This window comes from Mesorhizobium sp. M0663, assembly GCF_040320585.1.
GTDB lineage: Bacteria > Pseudomonadota > Alphaproteobacteria > Rhizobiales > Rhizobiaceae > Mesorhizobium.
On sequence record NZ_JAMYPX010000038.1, the window covers coordinates 20,251 to 36,323 of the forward strand.

The 16,073-nt window shown below is 57.5% G+C and carries 17 protein-coding genes and 1 pseudogene; 8 read left to right on the top strand and 10 right to left on the bottom strand.

Going from position 1 to position 16,073, the window contains the following annotated elements:
- The first annotated feature begins 205 nt into the window (after positions 1–205).
- The 4 genes from NKI54_RS32170 (at position 206) to NKI54_RS32180 (ending at position 2,518) form a co-directional block, all read left to right on the top strand.
- Positions 206–799 carry a DUF6088 family protein gene (locus NKI54_RS32170; protein WP_352693679.1) on the top strand — a complete coding sequence of 198 codons (594 nt, stop codon included), beginning with the start codon at positions 206–208 and terminating at the stop codon, positions 797–799.
- A complete protein-coding gene (locus tag NKI54_RS36605; RefSeq protein ID WP_502898287.1) occupies positions 792–1,013 on the top strand; it encodes a hypothetical protein in 222 nt (73 codons plus the stop codon). Before NKI54_RS32170 ends, NKI54_RS36605 begins: the two co-directional genes overlap by 8 nt.
- Positions 1,014–1,270: 257 nt before the next feature.
- Positions 1,271–1,723 (top strand): nucleotidyl transferase AbiEii/AbiGii toxin family protein, encoded by a 453-nt coding sequence (locus NKI54_RS36610; RefSeq protein ID WP_502897031.1) that lies wholly within the window; start codon positions 1,271–1,273, stop codon positions 1,721–1,723.
- A 438-nt stretch (positions 1,724–2,161) separates the two neighbouring features.
- Positions 2,162–2,518, top strand: coding sequence for a hypothetical protein (locus NKI54_RS32180; RefSeq protein WP_352693681.1), 357 nt, complete (start codon positions 2,162–2,164; stop codon positions 2,516–2,518).
- Positions 2,519–2,584: 66 nt separating this feature from the next.
- Here NKI54_RS32180 and NKI54_RS32185 read toward each other — a convergent pair whose 3' ends face one another.
- The 4 genes from NKI54_RS32185 to NKI54_RS32200 all read right to left on the bottom strand — a co-directional run bounded on the left by NKI54_RS32185 (position 2,585) and on the right by NKI54_RS32200 (position 9,017).
- Positions 2,585–4,246, bottom strand: a complete 1,662-nt coding sequence (locus NKI54_RS32185) for a DUF6119 family protein (RefSeq protein ID WP_352693683.1) — start codon at positions 4,244–4,246, stop codon at positions 2,585–2,587.
- Between the two features lie 238 nt (positions 4,247–4,484).
- Entirely contained in the window at positions 4,485–5,822 is a 1,338-nt protein-coding gene (locus NKI54_RS32190) for a ComEC/Rec2 family competence protein (protein WP_352530999.1), read from the bottom strand.
- Positions 5,804–7,738, bottom strand: a complete 1,935-nt coding sequence (locus tag NKI54_RS32195; RefSeq protein ID WP_352624843.1) for a gluzincin family metallopeptidase — start codon at positions 7,736–7,738, stop codon at positions 5,804–5,806. The genes NKI54_RS32190 and NKI54_RS32195 overlap by 19 nt, the downstream gene beginning before the upstream one ends.
- A 70-nt stretch (positions 7,739–7,808) precedes the next feature.
- Positions 7,809–9,017: a T6SS phospholipase effector Tle1-like catalytic domain-containing protein gene (locus NKI54_RS32200; RefSeq protein ID WP_352531003.1), complete on the bottom strand. Its 1,209-nt coding sequence runs from the start codon at positions 9,015–9,017 to the stop codon at positions 7,809–7,811.
- A 235-nt stretch (positions 9,018–9,252) separates the two neighbouring features.
- On the opposite strand from NKI54_RS32200, the gene NKI54_RS32205 reads away from it, so the two are divergent.
- Positions 9,253–9,744 (top strand): Hachiman antiphage defense system protein HamA, encoded by a 492-nt coding sequence (locus tag NKI54_RS32205; RefSeq protein WP_352579763.1) that lies wholly within the window; start codon positions 9,253–9,255, stop codon positions 9,742–9,744.
- A 422-nt stretch (positions 9,745–10,166) separates the two neighbouring features.
- Here NKI54_RS32205 and NKI54_RS32210 read toward each other — a convergent pair whose 3' ends face one another.
- The 3 genes from NKI54_RS32210 to NKI54_RS32220 form a co-directional block, all read right to left on the bottom strand.
- A complete protein-coding gene (locus NKI54_RS32210) occupies positions 10,167–10,412 on the bottom strand; it encodes a DUF982 domain-containing protein (RefSeq protein WP_352531004.1) in 246 nt (81 codons plus the stop codon).
- Between the two features lie 229 nt (positions 10,413–10,641).
- A complete protein-coding gene (locus tag NKI54_RS32215) occupies positions 10,642–10,884 on the bottom strand; it encodes a DUF982 domain-containing protein (RefSeq protein ID WP_352458910.1) in 243 nt (80 codons plus the stop codon).
- A gap of 356 nt (positions 10,885–11,240) precedes the next feature.
- Entirely contained in the window at positions 11,241–11,468 is a 228-nt protein-coding gene (locus NKI54_RS32220; RefSeq protein WP_352467869.1) for a hypothetical protein, read from the bottom strand.
- A 642-nt stretch (positions 11,469–12,110) separates the two neighbouring features.
- On the opposite strand from NKI54_RS32220, the gene NKI54_RS32225 reads away from it, so the two are divergent.
- Entirely contained in the window at positions 12,111–12,635 is a 525-nt protein-coding gene (locus NKI54_RS32225; protein ID WP_352693686.1) for a hypothetical protein, read from the top strand.
- Positions 12,636–13,690: 1,055 nt separating this feature from the next.
- On the opposite strand, the gene NKI54_RS32230 is transcribed toward NKI54_RS32225, so the two are convergent.
- Together NKI54_RS32230 and NKI54_RS32235 are read right to left on the bottom strand one after the other, a co-directional pair.
- Positions 13,691–14,026: a hypothetical protein gene (locus NKI54_RS32230; RefSeq protein WP_352693688.1), complete on the bottom strand. Its 336-nt coding sequence runs from the start codon at positions 14,024–14,026 to the stop codon at positions 13,691–13,693.
- Between the two features lie 262 nt (positions 14,027–14,288).
- A complete protein-coding gene (locus tag NKI54_RS32235) occupies positions 14,289–14,501 on the bottom strand; it encodes a DUF982 domain-containing protein (RefSeq protein WP_352517489.1) in 213 nt (70 codons plus the stop codon).
- Between the two features lie 333 nt (positions 14,502–14,834).
- Here NKI54_RS32235 and NKI54_RS32240 point away from each other — a divergent pair, with 333 nt between their 5' ends.
- Positions 14,835–15,074 (top strand): hypothetical protein, encoded by a 240-nt coding sequence (locus tag NKI54_RS32240; RefSeq protein ID WP_352579441.1) that lies wholly within the window; start codon positions 14,835–14,837, stop codon positions 15,072–15,074.
- 84 nt (positions 15,075–15,158) lie between these two features.
- Complete coding sequence (locus NKI54_RS32245) at positions 15,159–15,521, top strand: hypothetical protein (RefSeq protein ID WP_352531237.1); 363 nt, start codon at positions 15,159–15,161, stop codon at positions 15,519–15,521.
- 154 nt (positions 15,522–15,675) lie between these two features.
- Here NKI54_RS32245 and NKI54_RS32250 read toward each other — a convergent pair.
- Positions 15,676–15,896 (bottom strand): annotated as a pseudogene (locus NKI54_RS32250) (transposase); the annotation flags it as partial.
- Positions 15,897–16,073 lie beyond the last annotated feature (177 nt).

Here is a 16,073-nt window from a genome sequence, read left to right on the forward strand (position 1 = left end):
CCGCGCCGAAGCCCCGCGGGCCTTCACGGCCTAGATGAATTTTGAACGTGCCTCTCTTCCGGGGCTGCCCAGCTTTCTATGAAATCCAGCGGATCTACGCTTTCCATCATTGCCCTCGCGAGCGTCATACGGCGCCAAACACGGCCCTTGATTGTCAGAAAAATAGAGTATGAAAGCGAGGGCACCATCAGCGTCAGATCAGATTATGAAGCGCGCGCACGCCAGCGGCCGCGGCAGTGTTTTCACGCCCAGTGATTTTCTCGACATTGCTGGCCGTGCGGCAGTCGATCAGGCTTTGTCGCGTCTGGTCCAAGGCGGCAAGCTCCGACGCCTGGCCCGCGGCCTTTACGATTTCCCCAAAGTGCACGCAAAGCTTGGTCCGCTACCACCGGCGCCAGACGACGTAGCTCAAGCACTCGCCGGTGAGACTGGATCGCAGGCACAGATCACTGGAGCCCGGGCAGCAAATGCCCTTGGCCTATCCACGCAGGTGGCAGCCAAGAGCATTTATCTCACCGACGGCCCATCCAGGCGTGTTGTGCTTGACAAGCGAACCGTCGATTTGCGTCACGCTTCCCCGAAGCATCTGATCGCGCCGGGTAGCCCAGTCGGGACCATTGTCCAGGCCCTGCGGCATCTTGGTCCCTCCCGCGCCATCGATATCGCTCATGTGGCTGCCCGCAGTCTATCTGCCGGCGACAAGAAGGTGCTTCCTAATAGTGCCGTACAAGCCCCAGCTTGGATGAGGCCAACGCTTATGTCTATCGCTCTAGGCGCGTCCGGGCCGGCTGATGGATAAGGTTGCTGTTTCAAACCGCTCCGATCGCTCCGCGCTGTTCGGCCAGGCAGGCGCGGCGCGTGGCGTCGACAACACCATCATCGAGAAAGACTTCTGGGTCTGCTGGACGCTGAAGTGGCTCGTCGAGTTACAAAAAGAAAACGCACCCGCCCTCGTGTTCAAAGGCGGGACGTCGCTGTCGAAAGCCTTTACACCTCTCCTTCGATCGGACTGACCTTGGTTCCACTGGTGAGCGCGATCCCGAGAAAGAAGGCCTTAGTCGAAAAGCTGCGGGCAAACTCATCGATGCCCTCGTAGCCGATACCGAAAGGTACATCGCGGATTCAGTTTTGCCGCCACTTCAAGACGCCATCGCCCTCGCACCTCGGCATTCCAGATGATGGTGGATGGTCACTGGGAATCGACGGTAACGACCCCCAGACCGTTAACTTTCACTGCCCGACTGCCCTGTCGGCGGGAGAGTACGCAGGCATGACTTACATCACACCTCGGGTGAAGCTAGAATTCGGCGCCCGAGGCGATCCATGGCCGACCGAACAGCGGACCATTCGCCCATATGCGGCCGACGACTTTCCGGATTTCTTCGACGATCCAGACTGCACCGTAACCGTGCTGTCGGCACGACGCACATTCTGGGAAAAGGCCACTGCACTTCATGCGGAGGCACACCGGCCGGATGAAATTCCGACTCCGCAATACTTCTCGCGGCACTACTATGATATCGCGATGCTCCTAGAAACTGCGGATGGGAAGGCCGCAGCGACCAACTTCGACCTCCTCGAGCAGGTGGCGAGGCACAAAGCAGTATTTTTCCGCTCGGGGTGGGCTAACTACGATACCGCCCGGCCCGGCACGTTACGACTGATGCCCTCTGAGGCCAGGCAGAGAGACCTCCGCGCTTCTATCGCGACATGTCTCCGATGATGTTCGACGAGAAGCCATTAGCATTCGACGAAATCCTTGCCCGGATTCAAATGCTGGAGGGCGAAATCAACGCCCTAGCCTCGGCTCCCTAAATTCCTCCGAATAGTAATGTCGCATTCCGCTACCGAGCGAATCTATTCCAAGCGTTCCATCCCGTCTTAGGCCTGTTTTCCAGTGTGAATGTTAAAGGGCTAGTATGCGCTCGATTCATTCCCCATTCTGAGCTGTAGACAAGCGTCATCCGTTCTTGACTTGTTCCGAAATCATCACGCATATCAGTTACCCAAAGCTGGCGGAGCAGACGAATGAGCAATTTGGAGTTAAAAGAATTTCATTCCTTCCTTGAAGAGTTGATTGAGGAATCGTCACGCGAGGGACGGTTCTCGGTCGACAAGACTATTAGCACGATTGTAACCCGGTACCCCGAGCGCATTGCGAATGTTCAGGATCACATCAACGACCTGGGTCTCAGGGCGCTGGTTCGAAACAACTGGCCGCGCTAAAAATAGCGCGGCCAGCACCGGCCCTGACATGTTTGGCCACTATCGCCTCGGCAAACGTATTTCAGTACCGTACCGAGATGAGAAGGGCAAACTGCGCTGGGATAGGAAGCGGCGCAGCGAGTTATCTTTTGCTGACCTCGATGAGATCGTGGCACGCTGGAGTGACCGTCCCACCCGTCAGTCGCAGGAACGCCGGGATTTCGACGATATCGCTAGAAGGACGAAACCATATCGCAACGAGGCGCACAGTGTCGGCGAGGCCCTCGAGATGGCGCAGCGAGACGGCCGATAGACTAGCATCCCGCGTCGGGCAGCAGCCTATTTCCGCTGAAACTTCCTAGCCTACCAGATGCTGGACTTATGCGGGTTCTACAACAGCTTCCGCATTCGCTGCGGCCTTTTTCTTACGCTTCTTTTTCATTCCTTCCGCGTCGGCCGAGTTGTCGGATACGAAGGTGTAGCTGCGCTCTATGCCCCGCACATGAAGAGCCTTCATAGTTCTCATCATGCTGATGCGGGAAAAGAGAGGCAGATTGAGCGACCGGTTTGCCGGGTCCTTTCGGGTAACAATGACAAACTGAATATGGCACTTGCCATCGGCTAGGAGAGCCATTGCGTTTTCTGACCCCTCGGCATCCAGCGCTGCCGTAAGGAGCACCGCCAACCTTGCGACCGCTTCGGTATCCAGCCGAAGAAGCTCAATCGCGTTGATCCCTTGATTGAAAAGGTGGCTGAGCTGAGCCGAGAGCGTCGAAATCTTAACATGATAGAATACCGCACTTCCGTTCTGGACTGCCAGCAGGTCGCATGGTTCCACCTGCGTCTGGCCTTCAGGAGCGGTGTTCGTTTTGTCGAGGCACGCAATTCCGGCCTGGGCCTGGGCAACGGCCAGATTGTACGCACCTTCGCTCGACTGCGTATAGGCGGGAAGATTTGCGGCGATGTAGAGCGGATCGAGATAGGTGGTGAGGCGGGTAATGTAATTGTTGTCGACGCGGTACCATTGTCCTTCCGAGAAGTGGAACGTTGAGCCACCCGCAATCGCGAGCGTTGTATCGAACACAAGGCTCTTGAGAATGCTGTACCTGTCTCGCGAGGCCCCGTCCTCATCCGTGAGGACGAGGCTGTGGTGAGACAGGTCATTAAGACCCACGTCGGCCAGTTCGAAACTCCTGCTGGCGAGGTAGTCATAGTAGCGCCCGATATATACGTCGTCATATATGAGGCTGGGGCCAGTGCCAGAGAAGGCGACGAACACGTTGTCGCTGTAGTTTATAATCTCCGGGACCGTGAGGTTTAGGTCCGGGTCCTTGGCATGTAGAGCCGCCAACAACTGTTCGTTCAGAGCAACGAGTGTTGCCGGATCCTTCACTGGCACGATGTTCTGTATACCTGGAAATGATACTTTGAACTGCTCGGCGCCGTATAGCTCCAGCAGCTTCTCGCAGAGCTGAGCAAGACCCTCAGCGAGAGTGTCGGTGCTGATGCGCAGATTGCTGGCACCGGTAGCATGGCGAAATAGTTCCTTGTGTTCGTCTCGCACTTTGCCGGTAAGGCTCCGCAGGATGGTGCTGTCGCGATCGAAGTCGAAAAGTGTCAGCTCTGACTCGATCGGCAGCTGCGTACGCTGGCGCTTTGCCGCGCTCGGCTCGAGCGTGTCCGTGCTTTTCAGCTTTTTCGGATCGAGGCTGTTGAGCGTGACACGCAGGCCGAAGTCATACTCGTAGCTCGTATCCCTGAGATTGTGTGCTACATGTCCGAACGATAGCGCGAAGCACCTGCCGCCAATCGGAAGAAAAACGAGTGCACCCTTGCTCACTTGGTCGAGATTCTTCTGGACGCCGAAATAGCCCCTCCACCAAGGTGGCCGCGGGTCACTGTCGAGCACGAAAAGTGTGGCCCCCTCGGGCAGGAAGCCAGCTTGGACCTCTGCATCCAGCGGATGGTCGTCGACAAGCGCATTTGCTTGGTCGAACCCCGGCTTGAGCAGATAGATTGAAAAAGATCGACTCTTGGACATGCATCCCCCCAAACTGTAATGGTAAGGGGATGGGAGGCAAAATACAAACAGCGTGCGCTACTGATTATTGAATATCCGCGTGGCTTTGGCCTCGTGGCTTTCGCTGGGCTGCTCACCGGGGACCGTCAGTCGCGCTAACTGCCTCGATTGCGGCAACATCGACCTTCCTCATGTCCATCGTCGCCTCAAACATGCGTTTTGCTGTGTGACTTACCCCACTGAGATGCTGGAGTTGCATTCAGCTGAAGGCCACATCAATAAAGCCCTTTCCCTCCCTAATTCGTTCGAAGTCGGTGCGTAGGGGCTGGGCTTTATCGAGCCATTCCCGTTCATATGTGTCAAAGTCAACTGGGTCCTTCGGTTTGAAATTTTTGAGATCAGGCTTGTAAATCCGCGTATCGCCAACGCGCCGCGCGATTTCCGTCATCAGCAGCCCGCGCGGAATCGTGCGATATTTCCCACGTTCGGTCGACACAACCGCTATTGCTTTCGAGTGCTGGCCGGCCGCCGGTACCGGCAGGATTGAATCCAGGATCGCAGTCGCTTCGCTGGGCTTTCCTTTGCCCATGTCCCAAGGTGTGCTGTTTTCACTACCATGATGGCCTATCTTGAGGAAATCGACCGCTTTGCCGAGCAGATCTTGGCGCTCGTTCCACATCACATTCCACGAGCCGTTCATCTTGCTCTCTTTGAAGTCGCCATGCCATTCGGCGTCGCCGACAAACAGCAAGCGCTTCTTGTTCCATTCGATCAGCAACACAATGCTGGAGTTGTTTTTCAGCGTGCCATCCAGTTCCGCGAATGCCAGTGCGTTCGACTGCATGCGGGCGCGAAGGGCACGAAAAGAGGCTGGGCTGATATTGCGTGGCAAAGGTGGCTCTTGCGCTTCTTCTGTGACATCGAACTCTTTTTCCGCGTCGAATGCGGCCGCTCCCAGCACGCCCTTTAATGTTCGCTGAGCGGTCGCGCCGAGATAGAAACGATCGAAATCAGCCTCCGGGCCAAGGATGTTGATTTTCGTCTTATGGAGTTCAATGCCATGCGTTTCATTGGTTTCGCCGGCGTGGACATAGGTCGGCTCCCCGCCATCGAGCAGCGTCTTGCGCAAGGTCTGCATGGCGCCTTTGTTGTCGATCTGGAAAACTGACAAGAGCTCGCTTGCGCGAGGGCTGAGACTGGGGCCAAGTGCTGCAAGCCCCCGCATGGCCTGCTCAGCGACCCCTCTAATCTTGCGGGTCTTTCCCGCCTGCGGATGTTTGGGATCCATTGCGCAATTCATCCAAACCGCGCCGACCTTCATGTTACCGAATAGCTTGGGATCGAAGCCCGCTATGTGATCCTTGTGTTCATGCGTGACAACGACAAGATCGAGCCGCTTTTTTCCGTCCTGTGCGTCTGGCAACTCGCTCTCGAGCTGTTTCATCGCCGCGGCAAGATACTTCTCTTCGCTCCAGGTGCCGCAGTCGATCAGCATATGGAAGGCGTCTTCCTTTTTGTCGGTCTTGCCGGGGATGCGGACATAAATGCAGTCGCCCAGACCGACATCGTAGAGGCGGATCAGGAGCTCATTTGCCATCTAAGCGCTCCCAGGCTGGAATCATCGTCATCGTAAACATGAAAGTGCGGCGAGAGTTCAAACCGAACTGAGCCGTCAACTTCGCGCGCGATCAGCGGCGGTGTAAGGCTTCCAACGAGACCTTCGGGGCCGGCGAGTTCCTCACCAACCATCCCCTCGTCGATGCGCCTGACCAGCGCGTCGAGATACTCCTGCTTGCGCTGCTTGCCAGCCTCTAGTTCAGCTAAGGCTGCCTGCTCGGTACCAAAGAGCTTTTTCCCTGCTTTTACCTTCTCCATAGCCACGCTTGCGGTGGCAAAGGGTTCGCTGCCTGGCTTGCGCGCCCAATAAAGCAGGCTGCCATTTACGTCGAAGACCATCGTCCCGCCACAGAGGAGACTGGTCGTCTTGCCATTAAAGGAGCCAAACTGCGTGCCCACCAACGCCAAATCCTCGCGCCACAAATATTGGAGGATGATCTGTTTGGGCTGGAAGAGGCCCGGGCCGACCATTTTCTCGGAGGTGAAGACCTCATCGACGATGATGTCGATATGGTCGGGAATGGAGAGCTTGTCGCGGTTGTCATCGAGATAACGATAGGCAGCGGCACGCGAACTCCCGATGAGCTCCGGGTCGTGCGTAATTGTTCCTGGCATCCGATCGTACAAGGGCGCGCGCACCAGCAAGTCGGTCCTCTCCTCTGCGGTCATGATCTCGCGGTGGACGAAAATATCGGCGATCATCTCGCGATAGTTGTTGGGGTCGGTTGGATTTGCGATCGCGAGGTTGCGTAAGACAGCCCGCGCATAGTCGTTGAACGTAACCTCGACTGGCGGCAAAAGATCGAGCGCCTGGATAGCAATTATCTGCATCTGAGCGACGGCATACTGTAACGATTGAGCCGGTGTGTGTGTCTCCCCGTCGCTGCGCTCTCGCTTGAGATATTGCTCGGTCAACGCAACGAAGATGTCGAACATGGCTCCGGTCATCACCTCCGAGAGCACGTGAGGTTCGATCTCATCCTTGTATTTGCCCAGCAAATGATCATTGGCCGCGCTACGAAGGTATGGTTGTCCTGACACGGCGTTGCCGAACTCAGTGGCGACCGATGCGATGAGTTCGTCGCCGGATTTCGTCTTCAAGTGGCCCTTGGTCCGGACCGCAAGCTCCTTGCGGAATGAATTGTTCCGCAACGTCATCAAGATTGCGGTCAGGTCACCAAGGAATTCGTGAAAGGCACCCGTCTGCGGCGAGACCGCTTCCAGAAGATAAGGCCGAATGCCATCCAGCAGTGCATGACCAAACTCGTGATTGACGATATCGCTGGACAAGCAGGTGTGAATGCGCTGACCGCTGTCATCGTCAAAATAGTAGAACTGCAGTGATTTGCTCTCTCGGTCGTAGTAGGCGTTTGCACCGTAACCGGCATTCGGCGTGACCAGAAGCCGATTGCCTTCGAACGCCCAGGATATGCGCCGGCCGAGCCCGCTTGGGCTCTCGAAGAAATCAAGTGTGCTTTGCAAAATTGCCCAGGTGCTGACCTGGCGGAAGTGAGCGGTTTCTTTCAGAACTTTATCGACCTTGCAGCCCTTAGGATCGAGAAAAACCTTCTCGCCGACGCTCCATTTCGCCGGTTCTTCCAGCGTATTTGTGGTGCTGTCGTAATCAACAATAGCGAACCTCGCGCTTGTCGGGCCATCGCCAATGCGCGGCTCCCAAGGCACATAAAAATCGTCATCGATTTCCAGGCCGGGATTCTGCTTCGCGACAAGGGGATCCTTGTAATATGTGTCGAAGCGAACCTTGAGGCCGAGCTTCTTTTGCGTCGCCCCATCCAGAAACCGCCGGGAGGCATAGACATCTCGCGTCTCAGCAGGCGAAAGGCTCACCGCTACAGCCTTTTCGCCCTTCTTAACGGGACTGCTCTTTTTCGCCATCTGCATCCCCCTCGAATGACTGCGAATCGGCCCTGCAATTGTGAACTTGAAGATATCACGGCTGCCTGCGCTAGCTGCCGGCTTCTTTAGCCAACCGATCTTTCATGAGGTCACCATAAGGCTCAACATCGAATGCCGTTGGAAAATTCTCAGGCTTATATGCCGAGATGGCCGCCTTCCGATCCAGAACCGACTGATGAACAAACGGCCGCGGCTCCAGTCGCTCGATCGTGCGAGGCTCGGCCTGCGGAAGATAGAAACCGAGCGCCGATTTTCGCTTCCATTCACGCCATTTGGCCGATTTTGGAATCCACTCGAGCGGCTTCCAGCCCCAGGTCATTGAATCGTGCACGGTCCCAAGTGGATTGGGGCTGACGAAGTTCATCTTCCCCTCACCCTCTCCTGTTCCGAAGACGAGGCGCTCCCGCATCCGAGAATTGATCTGCAATCCAAATGCCGTGGCTTCATCAATCATCCAGTCGAGCGGAAATTTAGAGATAGCGCTGTCCTCTTCAGGATAGCCACTACCGACATCCGAATGACATCCGGCGAACCAGACTTGCCTGATATCTTGCTGGTTTGCCGGCGCAGTTTTGTCGAAAGGATTTTCGACGAACGGCTGCGGCTCGACCCACCGGTTCAGGCGGAACATGCGACGATGCTCATCGATCGCAATCGCATGGCGAAAGACCTCGACACTCGGATTGGTCCTTGTATGCGGCAGTGTCAGAAGCTGTGGCAGAAGTCGGTCTCGTCGCGGCACGATGACCGACGCCACCGTGTCCCATACACCAAGAAATTTGATGCGAGCGTCTCGGGCTCCTGAGACCTTAGAAAAGTGCCAGGCAACGCTGAGATCGTGCTCATCGCTGGCTTGCTTGTAAGAGCTCACGGCATACTGGACGATGTTGAGCTGATCCGGTTGCAGCAGGCCGATCATGTGGATCAAGCCCGCAACAGCTCGAGCTGTGTAGGCTCCTCGGCTGAAGCCAAAGAGGAAAATTGCGTCCCCTTCTGCGTAGTGTCGGCAGATGAATGCGTAGGCACTGGCGATTTCAGCATCGAGCCCATACCCGGTCGCAAGCTCAAATACAGATTTGGTGTTTTGTCGCCAGCGGGTCCAGGCGTCGCTGGCCCCGATCGTGCCTATGCCAGCGTCGTAGTAGACGCGCTGTTCCTCGCTCTTCTTCAGGATGCGGAACAGCTTCAAAACGTTCGAAAGATTGCGCTCGATCTGATTTCCCGTACCGTCGCAGCAGACAACGATGTTTTTCCCCACCTTGTTTTACGCTCCCCCACTGATGCATCTAGACTAAACTGGACGATTTTGAACCTGTATCGTCTAGCACGGTTTTTCGGTCGGACCTTCCCCGAAGCAGTCTAAATCTCCGTTTTAGGTTCGCGTTTCCTGCGGATACGGGCCGCAGGTCGGAAGCATACCGCGAATTGAAGTGCGACAATTGTTGCGCTCCTCTAGGATTCTGTAATCCGAATCACTGAGTGTAAGTTATTTCGTGGACAGCAACACCGGCATGGACATCCAAAAGGCGATTTCTAGCCTCCTCAATCCGTCGAAGCTAGGCGCGCACGTCGCCTGCGCCGTCGCGCACGACGCGCAATGCGAAGACGACGGGCCACGGACCGCACTACTCCATGTGCGTTTCAAGGAGGACGAACCGCAGATCGATGCCCTAGCGGAGTTTCTGTGGGGCCAGTGCATGTACTACGCCCTGCCGCGAAAGCGGCGGCTTGAGTACACGGCGGCGATCGAGAAGGATTTCACACTGATCGCCCGGGTGCATCAGGCTGTCCGGGACGTCTTCATCACCTTCAATGCCACCAGCCCGTCGCGCGCTAGCGAACTAGGCGAGGTGCTCGCCTATTGCGTCGTTCAGCACCATCTTTCAGCGGCACAGGTCGCGGCAAAGATGGCGCTTAAAACCTCCGCCAACATGCCAGTCCACGGCCTAGACGGGATCCACGCCACTTTTGAAGGCGATGCCTGACAATCTTTTTCCTGGAATCGAAGCTCGCAGGGAGCGCGAACGCCGGCCTTAAGGACTATGCCAAATCCGCCGCGGGATTTCTCGCCAACCGGAAACAGTACCTTCGCGAATATGAGTTGGTATGGGACCTTGGGCATTTGGACTCTCTGGAGGGCGCGGCCCGGGAAGCGGCGCTCGATTTCTTCGACATCGTCGGCAAACCTCGGCAGCCTCAAAGGCCTTTCGTATTATGTGGGGGTCAATCGAATCGCCCTCCAAGGCTGACAGGCAGAGGGTCACCGCCTTATGCCAGCGAGGCCCTCGCCGGGTCCACATCTTGAGCTGCTCAAGGGCTTCCTTCGCATTGTTGCAGCCATGCCTGACGCCGCTTTCGGTCTTCACGAACACCGGAGGGACGAACCAGATGGACGCCATGATACCTCCTACTCAGGGGAGAGATACATCTTGGCCTCCTTGGCAGCCGCCTCGAAGGCTTCACGGACCTCTTGGGGGGAGGATTTGCCCTCGAACGCATCCACGCAGGACTGGACCGCCTTGGTCCACTTCGGGCCCTTTGTGTCCCACGCCATGAGTTCCTCGGCGGCTCCCTCGACGTGGCTGACCCCATTGCGAATGCCCGGACGTTTCGTCTTCACGTAGACCGGTGGAGAGAACCAGAGAGGACCCATAAGGGGGAACTTAGAGCGGCAAGAGCCCGCCGACCTACCCCGCTTTAGCCGCAGCTAAGGGAACGATGTAGGCCCTCGCGGGTTTAGAGGTGGCAGCGGGATTCTTCGTGGATGTGCAGCCGCTGTGGGGGGGCGTCGCCTCTCCCTCACCGGCGGCGGGCTCCTTTCGCGAAGGCGGTGTTGGTAATAGACACCTAGAACCTTATACCGCATCCAATTTAGCTAGTTCTCATTGGGGGAGTAATGTCCCCTCCTCTTTTGCAGCAGCCAGGAATGCCTTGCGGGCCTCCTCAGGTTCCATCTCGTCGAAAATCACGGCCATGCAAACGCGCACCGCGAGGTCCCAGCAAGGGCCACGCTTGGTCCACTTCATCAGCTCCTCGCCGGCTGTCTCGGCGTTGTTGACGTTGTGGATGATCCCGGGACGCTCGGACTTGACCGGGACCGGAGGGTTGAACCAGTGGAGAGCCATGCGGTCACTCTTTGTCGGCCCGATCAAGTTCCTCCAGCAAATACTTTTGCTCAGCCCAGTTCCCGTTCTACAGGCAGAGTGAGCAGGTTGCGAAGGTAATTGCGGATTACTCCTCTAGCTATTGAAAATGGCGCAGGACGGCGCGCTTTCGTTGCGATGCCACAGTGACTGAAGTTGGCTGACAGCTACTCGCGACAGTCGAAAGCCACGCAGAGGCATGGCAGTTGCTGCCTCGACGATCGCCTCGGTTAGTTCTTCGTCAGAGGCCACCAAGCAAGGCGCAGCCTCCCGAGCTTCGCGTAGTGCAGCTTTGATCGAGACCGTGTCGCCACGGTTCCGCCCTGTTGAGGAGGCGGTTATTCGCGAAGATCGAACCCGACGAACAGGCCAAAGGCTGGGGCAACATTGACAATAAGCTCCACCAGCTCGCAGTCAGTTTCCGCCAGGTGTGGCCGGTCTCGGCGCACCGCTGCAATAGTCTCTTTGACGGAGATGATTTGGCCGCGACGGGCTTGTAGGATCAGCTCGTGAACAAGGTGTTTGGCAGTCACTTTGTCGGGTCGGCAGTTCGTCCAAACGTTCATACAAGGCCTCCCACCTCAGCGAGAACCCAAGAGAACATTCATGATCCTCTGTCGAGAAAAATCAAGAAGAATGTTTGATAAGTTCTGAGTGGGAATCAGGGGGACAAGCCACGAAGCGAGCCTCTATACTCTTTGACCTGACGCTCAGCCAGCCGGCTAGGGACCTTCTTCCGTCGGGCCCTGTTTGGCCCGATCAATAGCCATGACTGTAGGGTTGGCGGCAGTTCTGGTTCGACCTCCAGATTTAAGAATGTTTGTACGTGATGACGATAGCCTTCGGAACGGATCAGTTTCCGAAACGCTTCGGAGACAGACTGATGGTCTGCTTTGTTGCTGGTTGTCATGTTCGGGAAGTCCGTCCCAATCAGCCGCAACTCGCCCGCAACGAATGGGTTCCATCAGGAGGTCGGAATATTTGGTAGAAATTCTGAGCGGGAGATCGGATAACTGGCTCGTGCGAAGACCCCCCGTGCCCCCTTCGTTTGCCGCAGCATTAATCCTCGCTCTTTGAACTGAAGATTCGTATCGATCTAGCGTCGGTGTTGCACATCGTGAACGTTGGAATGCTTCTGTCCAATGTTTGCTCACGCTGTGATGCCTACAGGCAGGCTCTTGCGGCAGGGTGCCGCAAGGCCGCGACGAATGAAACGCCGGCCCAGTTCAACCCGCGCGACGTCGTTCAAAGCTGGGGGGATCGATCTTCATCAAGCGGTCTGCGGCCTCGACCGCAGTTCGTATCCTGCTGCACAGCGCGAGATTTTCGGCCAGCATTTCTTCAGTGCGTTGAAGCGCGAGCTCGGTCCGGTGGATGCGCTGCCTGGCATTGGCAACTTCCGATGTCAAAATATCGGCCGCCGTCCCGTGGCCGTGAGGTTCCATAGTGTCCATGGGTTTCTAATACATGGGGGGCGATATCGTTCCCTGATATCGGGCGAAACGGCGGGCCGCAGAAGCGCGATGGGCCGAATGACCAATGCGCGCCCTGTCAAAACAGCGCCGGAAACAGGCGAACGGCTTCGGCCGCTCTACATCCCACGGGCAGAGGCGATGACGGTCCAGAGGGCCATTGATCTGTTCAGGTACGACTACAACGTAAGCGAAGACACACTCAGGCGGCTGGTGATCAAGCACCGTCTTCACAACCAGACAATGCCCGGTGTTCCGTGAAGAATAAGCGTTCCCGGTTTGGCTATGGCGCTCGCCGGCGATGATGACGCGCTTGCGCGGTTGAGGCGGGACGATCGCGAGCATCCGGACGTAACCCGGTATTTCAAGCGGCTAGGCATCCCGCGATCCTGACCTGCTATCAAAAGTTATGGTCGCGCCGACTGTCTAAAGTAGACGTTAAGTAGATGTCGCGGCCCGACAGGCCCCACACATGACCATACGTGCGGAATTCCTCGACGAGGCCGCGCGTGCGATTCTCTTGCCTCGAAACCGGGGCCGGAGATTAACGGGAATGCCGTTTATCGGTAACCACCCCTGGGCCGTAATCGATTGCCTGTCGGATCGAGGCCGAGCAGCTTCAATTCCTCCAGATCGAACACTGAACTACTTGACCCGTTGCCTTGTCACGAACCCTTTTCGAAAACACGCGATGAAGACCGAGTGCGCGTGATCCAGCTTCGCCCCTCGCAACGAAATCGGGAGGGCCGACATGCGTTTGCCAGACAAAGTTTGGTGGGGCAGCTTTCCACGTAACTTTTGATCCATAGGCCGCTTTGCCCGGAGCTGTGCTGTCGAACCGGCAGTCGATCGCTGCGGGCATCATGCCCTTCTTAGCCATTGCGCCGGAAACCCCGGAAGCACTTCGCTTCGTAAGCCATCCATCCGCACCGCTAGTTGAAACTGTGGTGCACCCTGCCAGGGATATGCTCGATATCAAAAGCCCGATGGCCAATGCATTGCCTACGGACGATCGTCGAGTGCCTTCCTGATTCTGTCTCATACCCGCCCCTCAACCGAAAGTAGTTCAGGCTAGATGGGGATACGGCGCGAAACAAGGGAGCGCGCCTCTTCTTTGGTAGGGCCGATCGCTTCCAGGCAACAGCGCGGGCCAGCCGCATCGCCTTCAAAGCCAAATCGTAGGTGATAGGCTGATCGCGCAGCCATGGTCCGAACTCGCCATGAGGCACTGACGCTTGACCGCGAGCATCCTCTTGCCGAGTGCGATCAGTTCCTCGCGGCGGCGCTGGCGCCTGGTGAAGCACTGCCGGCCCTTTTCAGCCTCTGGCGTCCGCCTTGGCCATCCGGGACCGAATAGTCTCCTTGCCGTCAGCGAGCTCTCCCGGAGGCGCCGGAGGAGCACGTAAAGGAATGCCAGCTAGCGCATGCCCCTGATGAACGTGGCCGCGCAGCTCATTGACGATCGCCATGTATGCGCCGAGCGGGATCGCGTCGAAAACCTCGAGCACGGCGGCCATGCCCCGCTCCACTAGGTCCGGACAGGCCAGCAGCAAGTCAGAGACGGCCGTCAGGCTGCTTTCTTCGATGAGCGCGTGGTTGGCCGCGGCCCTCAGCCAAGACACACAGGACCAACCGTGCATGCTCAGCGCCATGATTGTCGATCAGCCGGCGGATGGAGCCGACGGCGCGCGTCTGGCTTTCTTCGGATAGCGGCCCTTGGGGACGATCTCTACGTCGAACTCGCCACAGAGCGCGTCAACTCGCGGGTGACGTAGAGTGCAGATCCGCGGCTCCAGCCTTCTCGCGCAAGCATTCGGCGTCTCCGCATGATCGAGGCACGATGTTTGCACAAATGTAACGGCCGCTGCAAGAGTGATGCACGATGGACAGTGGTGGGCACGCGTTGACGAGACGTCAAGCGTTCAGGATTTTCGCTTCCTTGGCGGCGCTGAGAAATGCCACGCGCGCTATCTCCGGTGCGCTGCCGCCGCCGAGCACCTTCATGCACGCCATGCGAGCCTGGATGCGGCGCCCGGTTTCTCCAATGGGCCAGCGGTAAAGCAGCATTTCGGCGGCTTCGCGGGTGCTCGAAACACTGACTTTGCCCGAGGACAGCAAAACGGTCACGGGCTCTTCGAACGTGCCGACGTCTCGTTCGCAGGTCATATGCTGGTCTCCTTTCGCAACCTCCCCAAGACCTTACGGGTGAACCCTCCGTTCCGTTGCGTCACGTTTGTCCCGGTGGGCGAACATTCTGTGAGGATGGGAGCTCGTCCAGAGCGCGGGCTTGATCGCTCAGATTGGACTCGCCAACGCGTTGCGGTTCTCAACAGCGAGAACCGTCCTTATCGCACGGGCCACTTGCCGGCGCAGGCATCCGCAGACGGAAGTCAATACTCATTTCTGGGGATGGAAATCTCGCGTGCAGATCGGCGAAGCTGGGCAACAGGAGTGAACGTCATGACCGTTATTGCCCATAGCATTGCCAGCGACCCCCACGGAACATGGCGGGTTGTCTTCTTGCCTGAAGAGCTGCATCTCTACGTGGAGTTCAATCGGCCAGGCGCCGGCACGAATCCCGTCGACTGGATGAGTCTCGACGACTTCCTTGCACGGCGCCCAAAAGATGCTCTCCACCAGCGGGCGCGCGACAGACTGGTCTCGCTTATTTGCAAGGCGCTTGGGGCCTGTCCCGGCTGACGCCCAACCGTTCTATCGACTTGGGAAATAGCCTGTACTTCTATCCAAAGGCGATGGGGGAAAGCGCTATGGGCAGGCGGAAGAATGATCGCGGTTTTGGCCGCGGCTCTGGTGATTGCCGGTTGCCAGAACAGCGGGTACTTGCTGAAAACATACAGCGCTTCTGTCGCGCGCAAGCACGTCGTCCAGACCGCTGGCGGTTCATTCTGGGTCTTCGATCGTCCGGACCTTGGCAAGATCATGACGACACCGTCGCCAGGCACTATTGCCGCTCCGGCGATCATCAGTGGCGCAACAGTCGGGCTCGTGAAGCTCGATCCGGTGGTTGCTGCGCACCAAGCCTTCGCCCTGCAGTACCTCGCTCAAACTGGCCGGACCTGCGAGATAAAAACCAGCGTCGAGATTTGGCGCCCGGAGTTTGAACACACCTACGTTTGCTCAAACTGAGGGTCGGGAGTCGCGAGCGCAAGAGCGAATCGTTGCTGCGTTGCGCATCGCCCTCCAGGCCGCCGGCGTCGAGTTCATCCCGGAGAACGGCGGCGGCGCCGGCGTGAGGCTCCGCAAACCTTAGCTTAGGTTATTAGGCCGTAGACTCATTACTGCGCAGCCACACACCTGCTTTTCGCGATCGGACGAAGCGGTTGCAACAGGTGGTGCGCGGGCAATAGCGCTGAGGCAGGTCGCGCCATGGCGCACCGGAGCGCAGCACCCAGAAGATACCGTTCAGCACGCGGCGATCATCAACACACGGCACACCTCTTGGCTTGTTGGGTAGCAGCGGCTCGATCACCATTCAAGGTCTGTCAGACCATATCGGCTCATGGTGAGCCCTGAATCAGAATCCGGCGCGATGTGGAGTGTCAGTAGGACGTTTCGTTCGTCACCTCTCACCTTATCGTAAGCGGTCAGCCGATAACGTCAGGCCTAAAGTTCCAAGGCATGAGCATTTCGATCTCGGATGCCGGCCAGCCTTGAGCGATGCGGGTCAAGGTCTGGGAG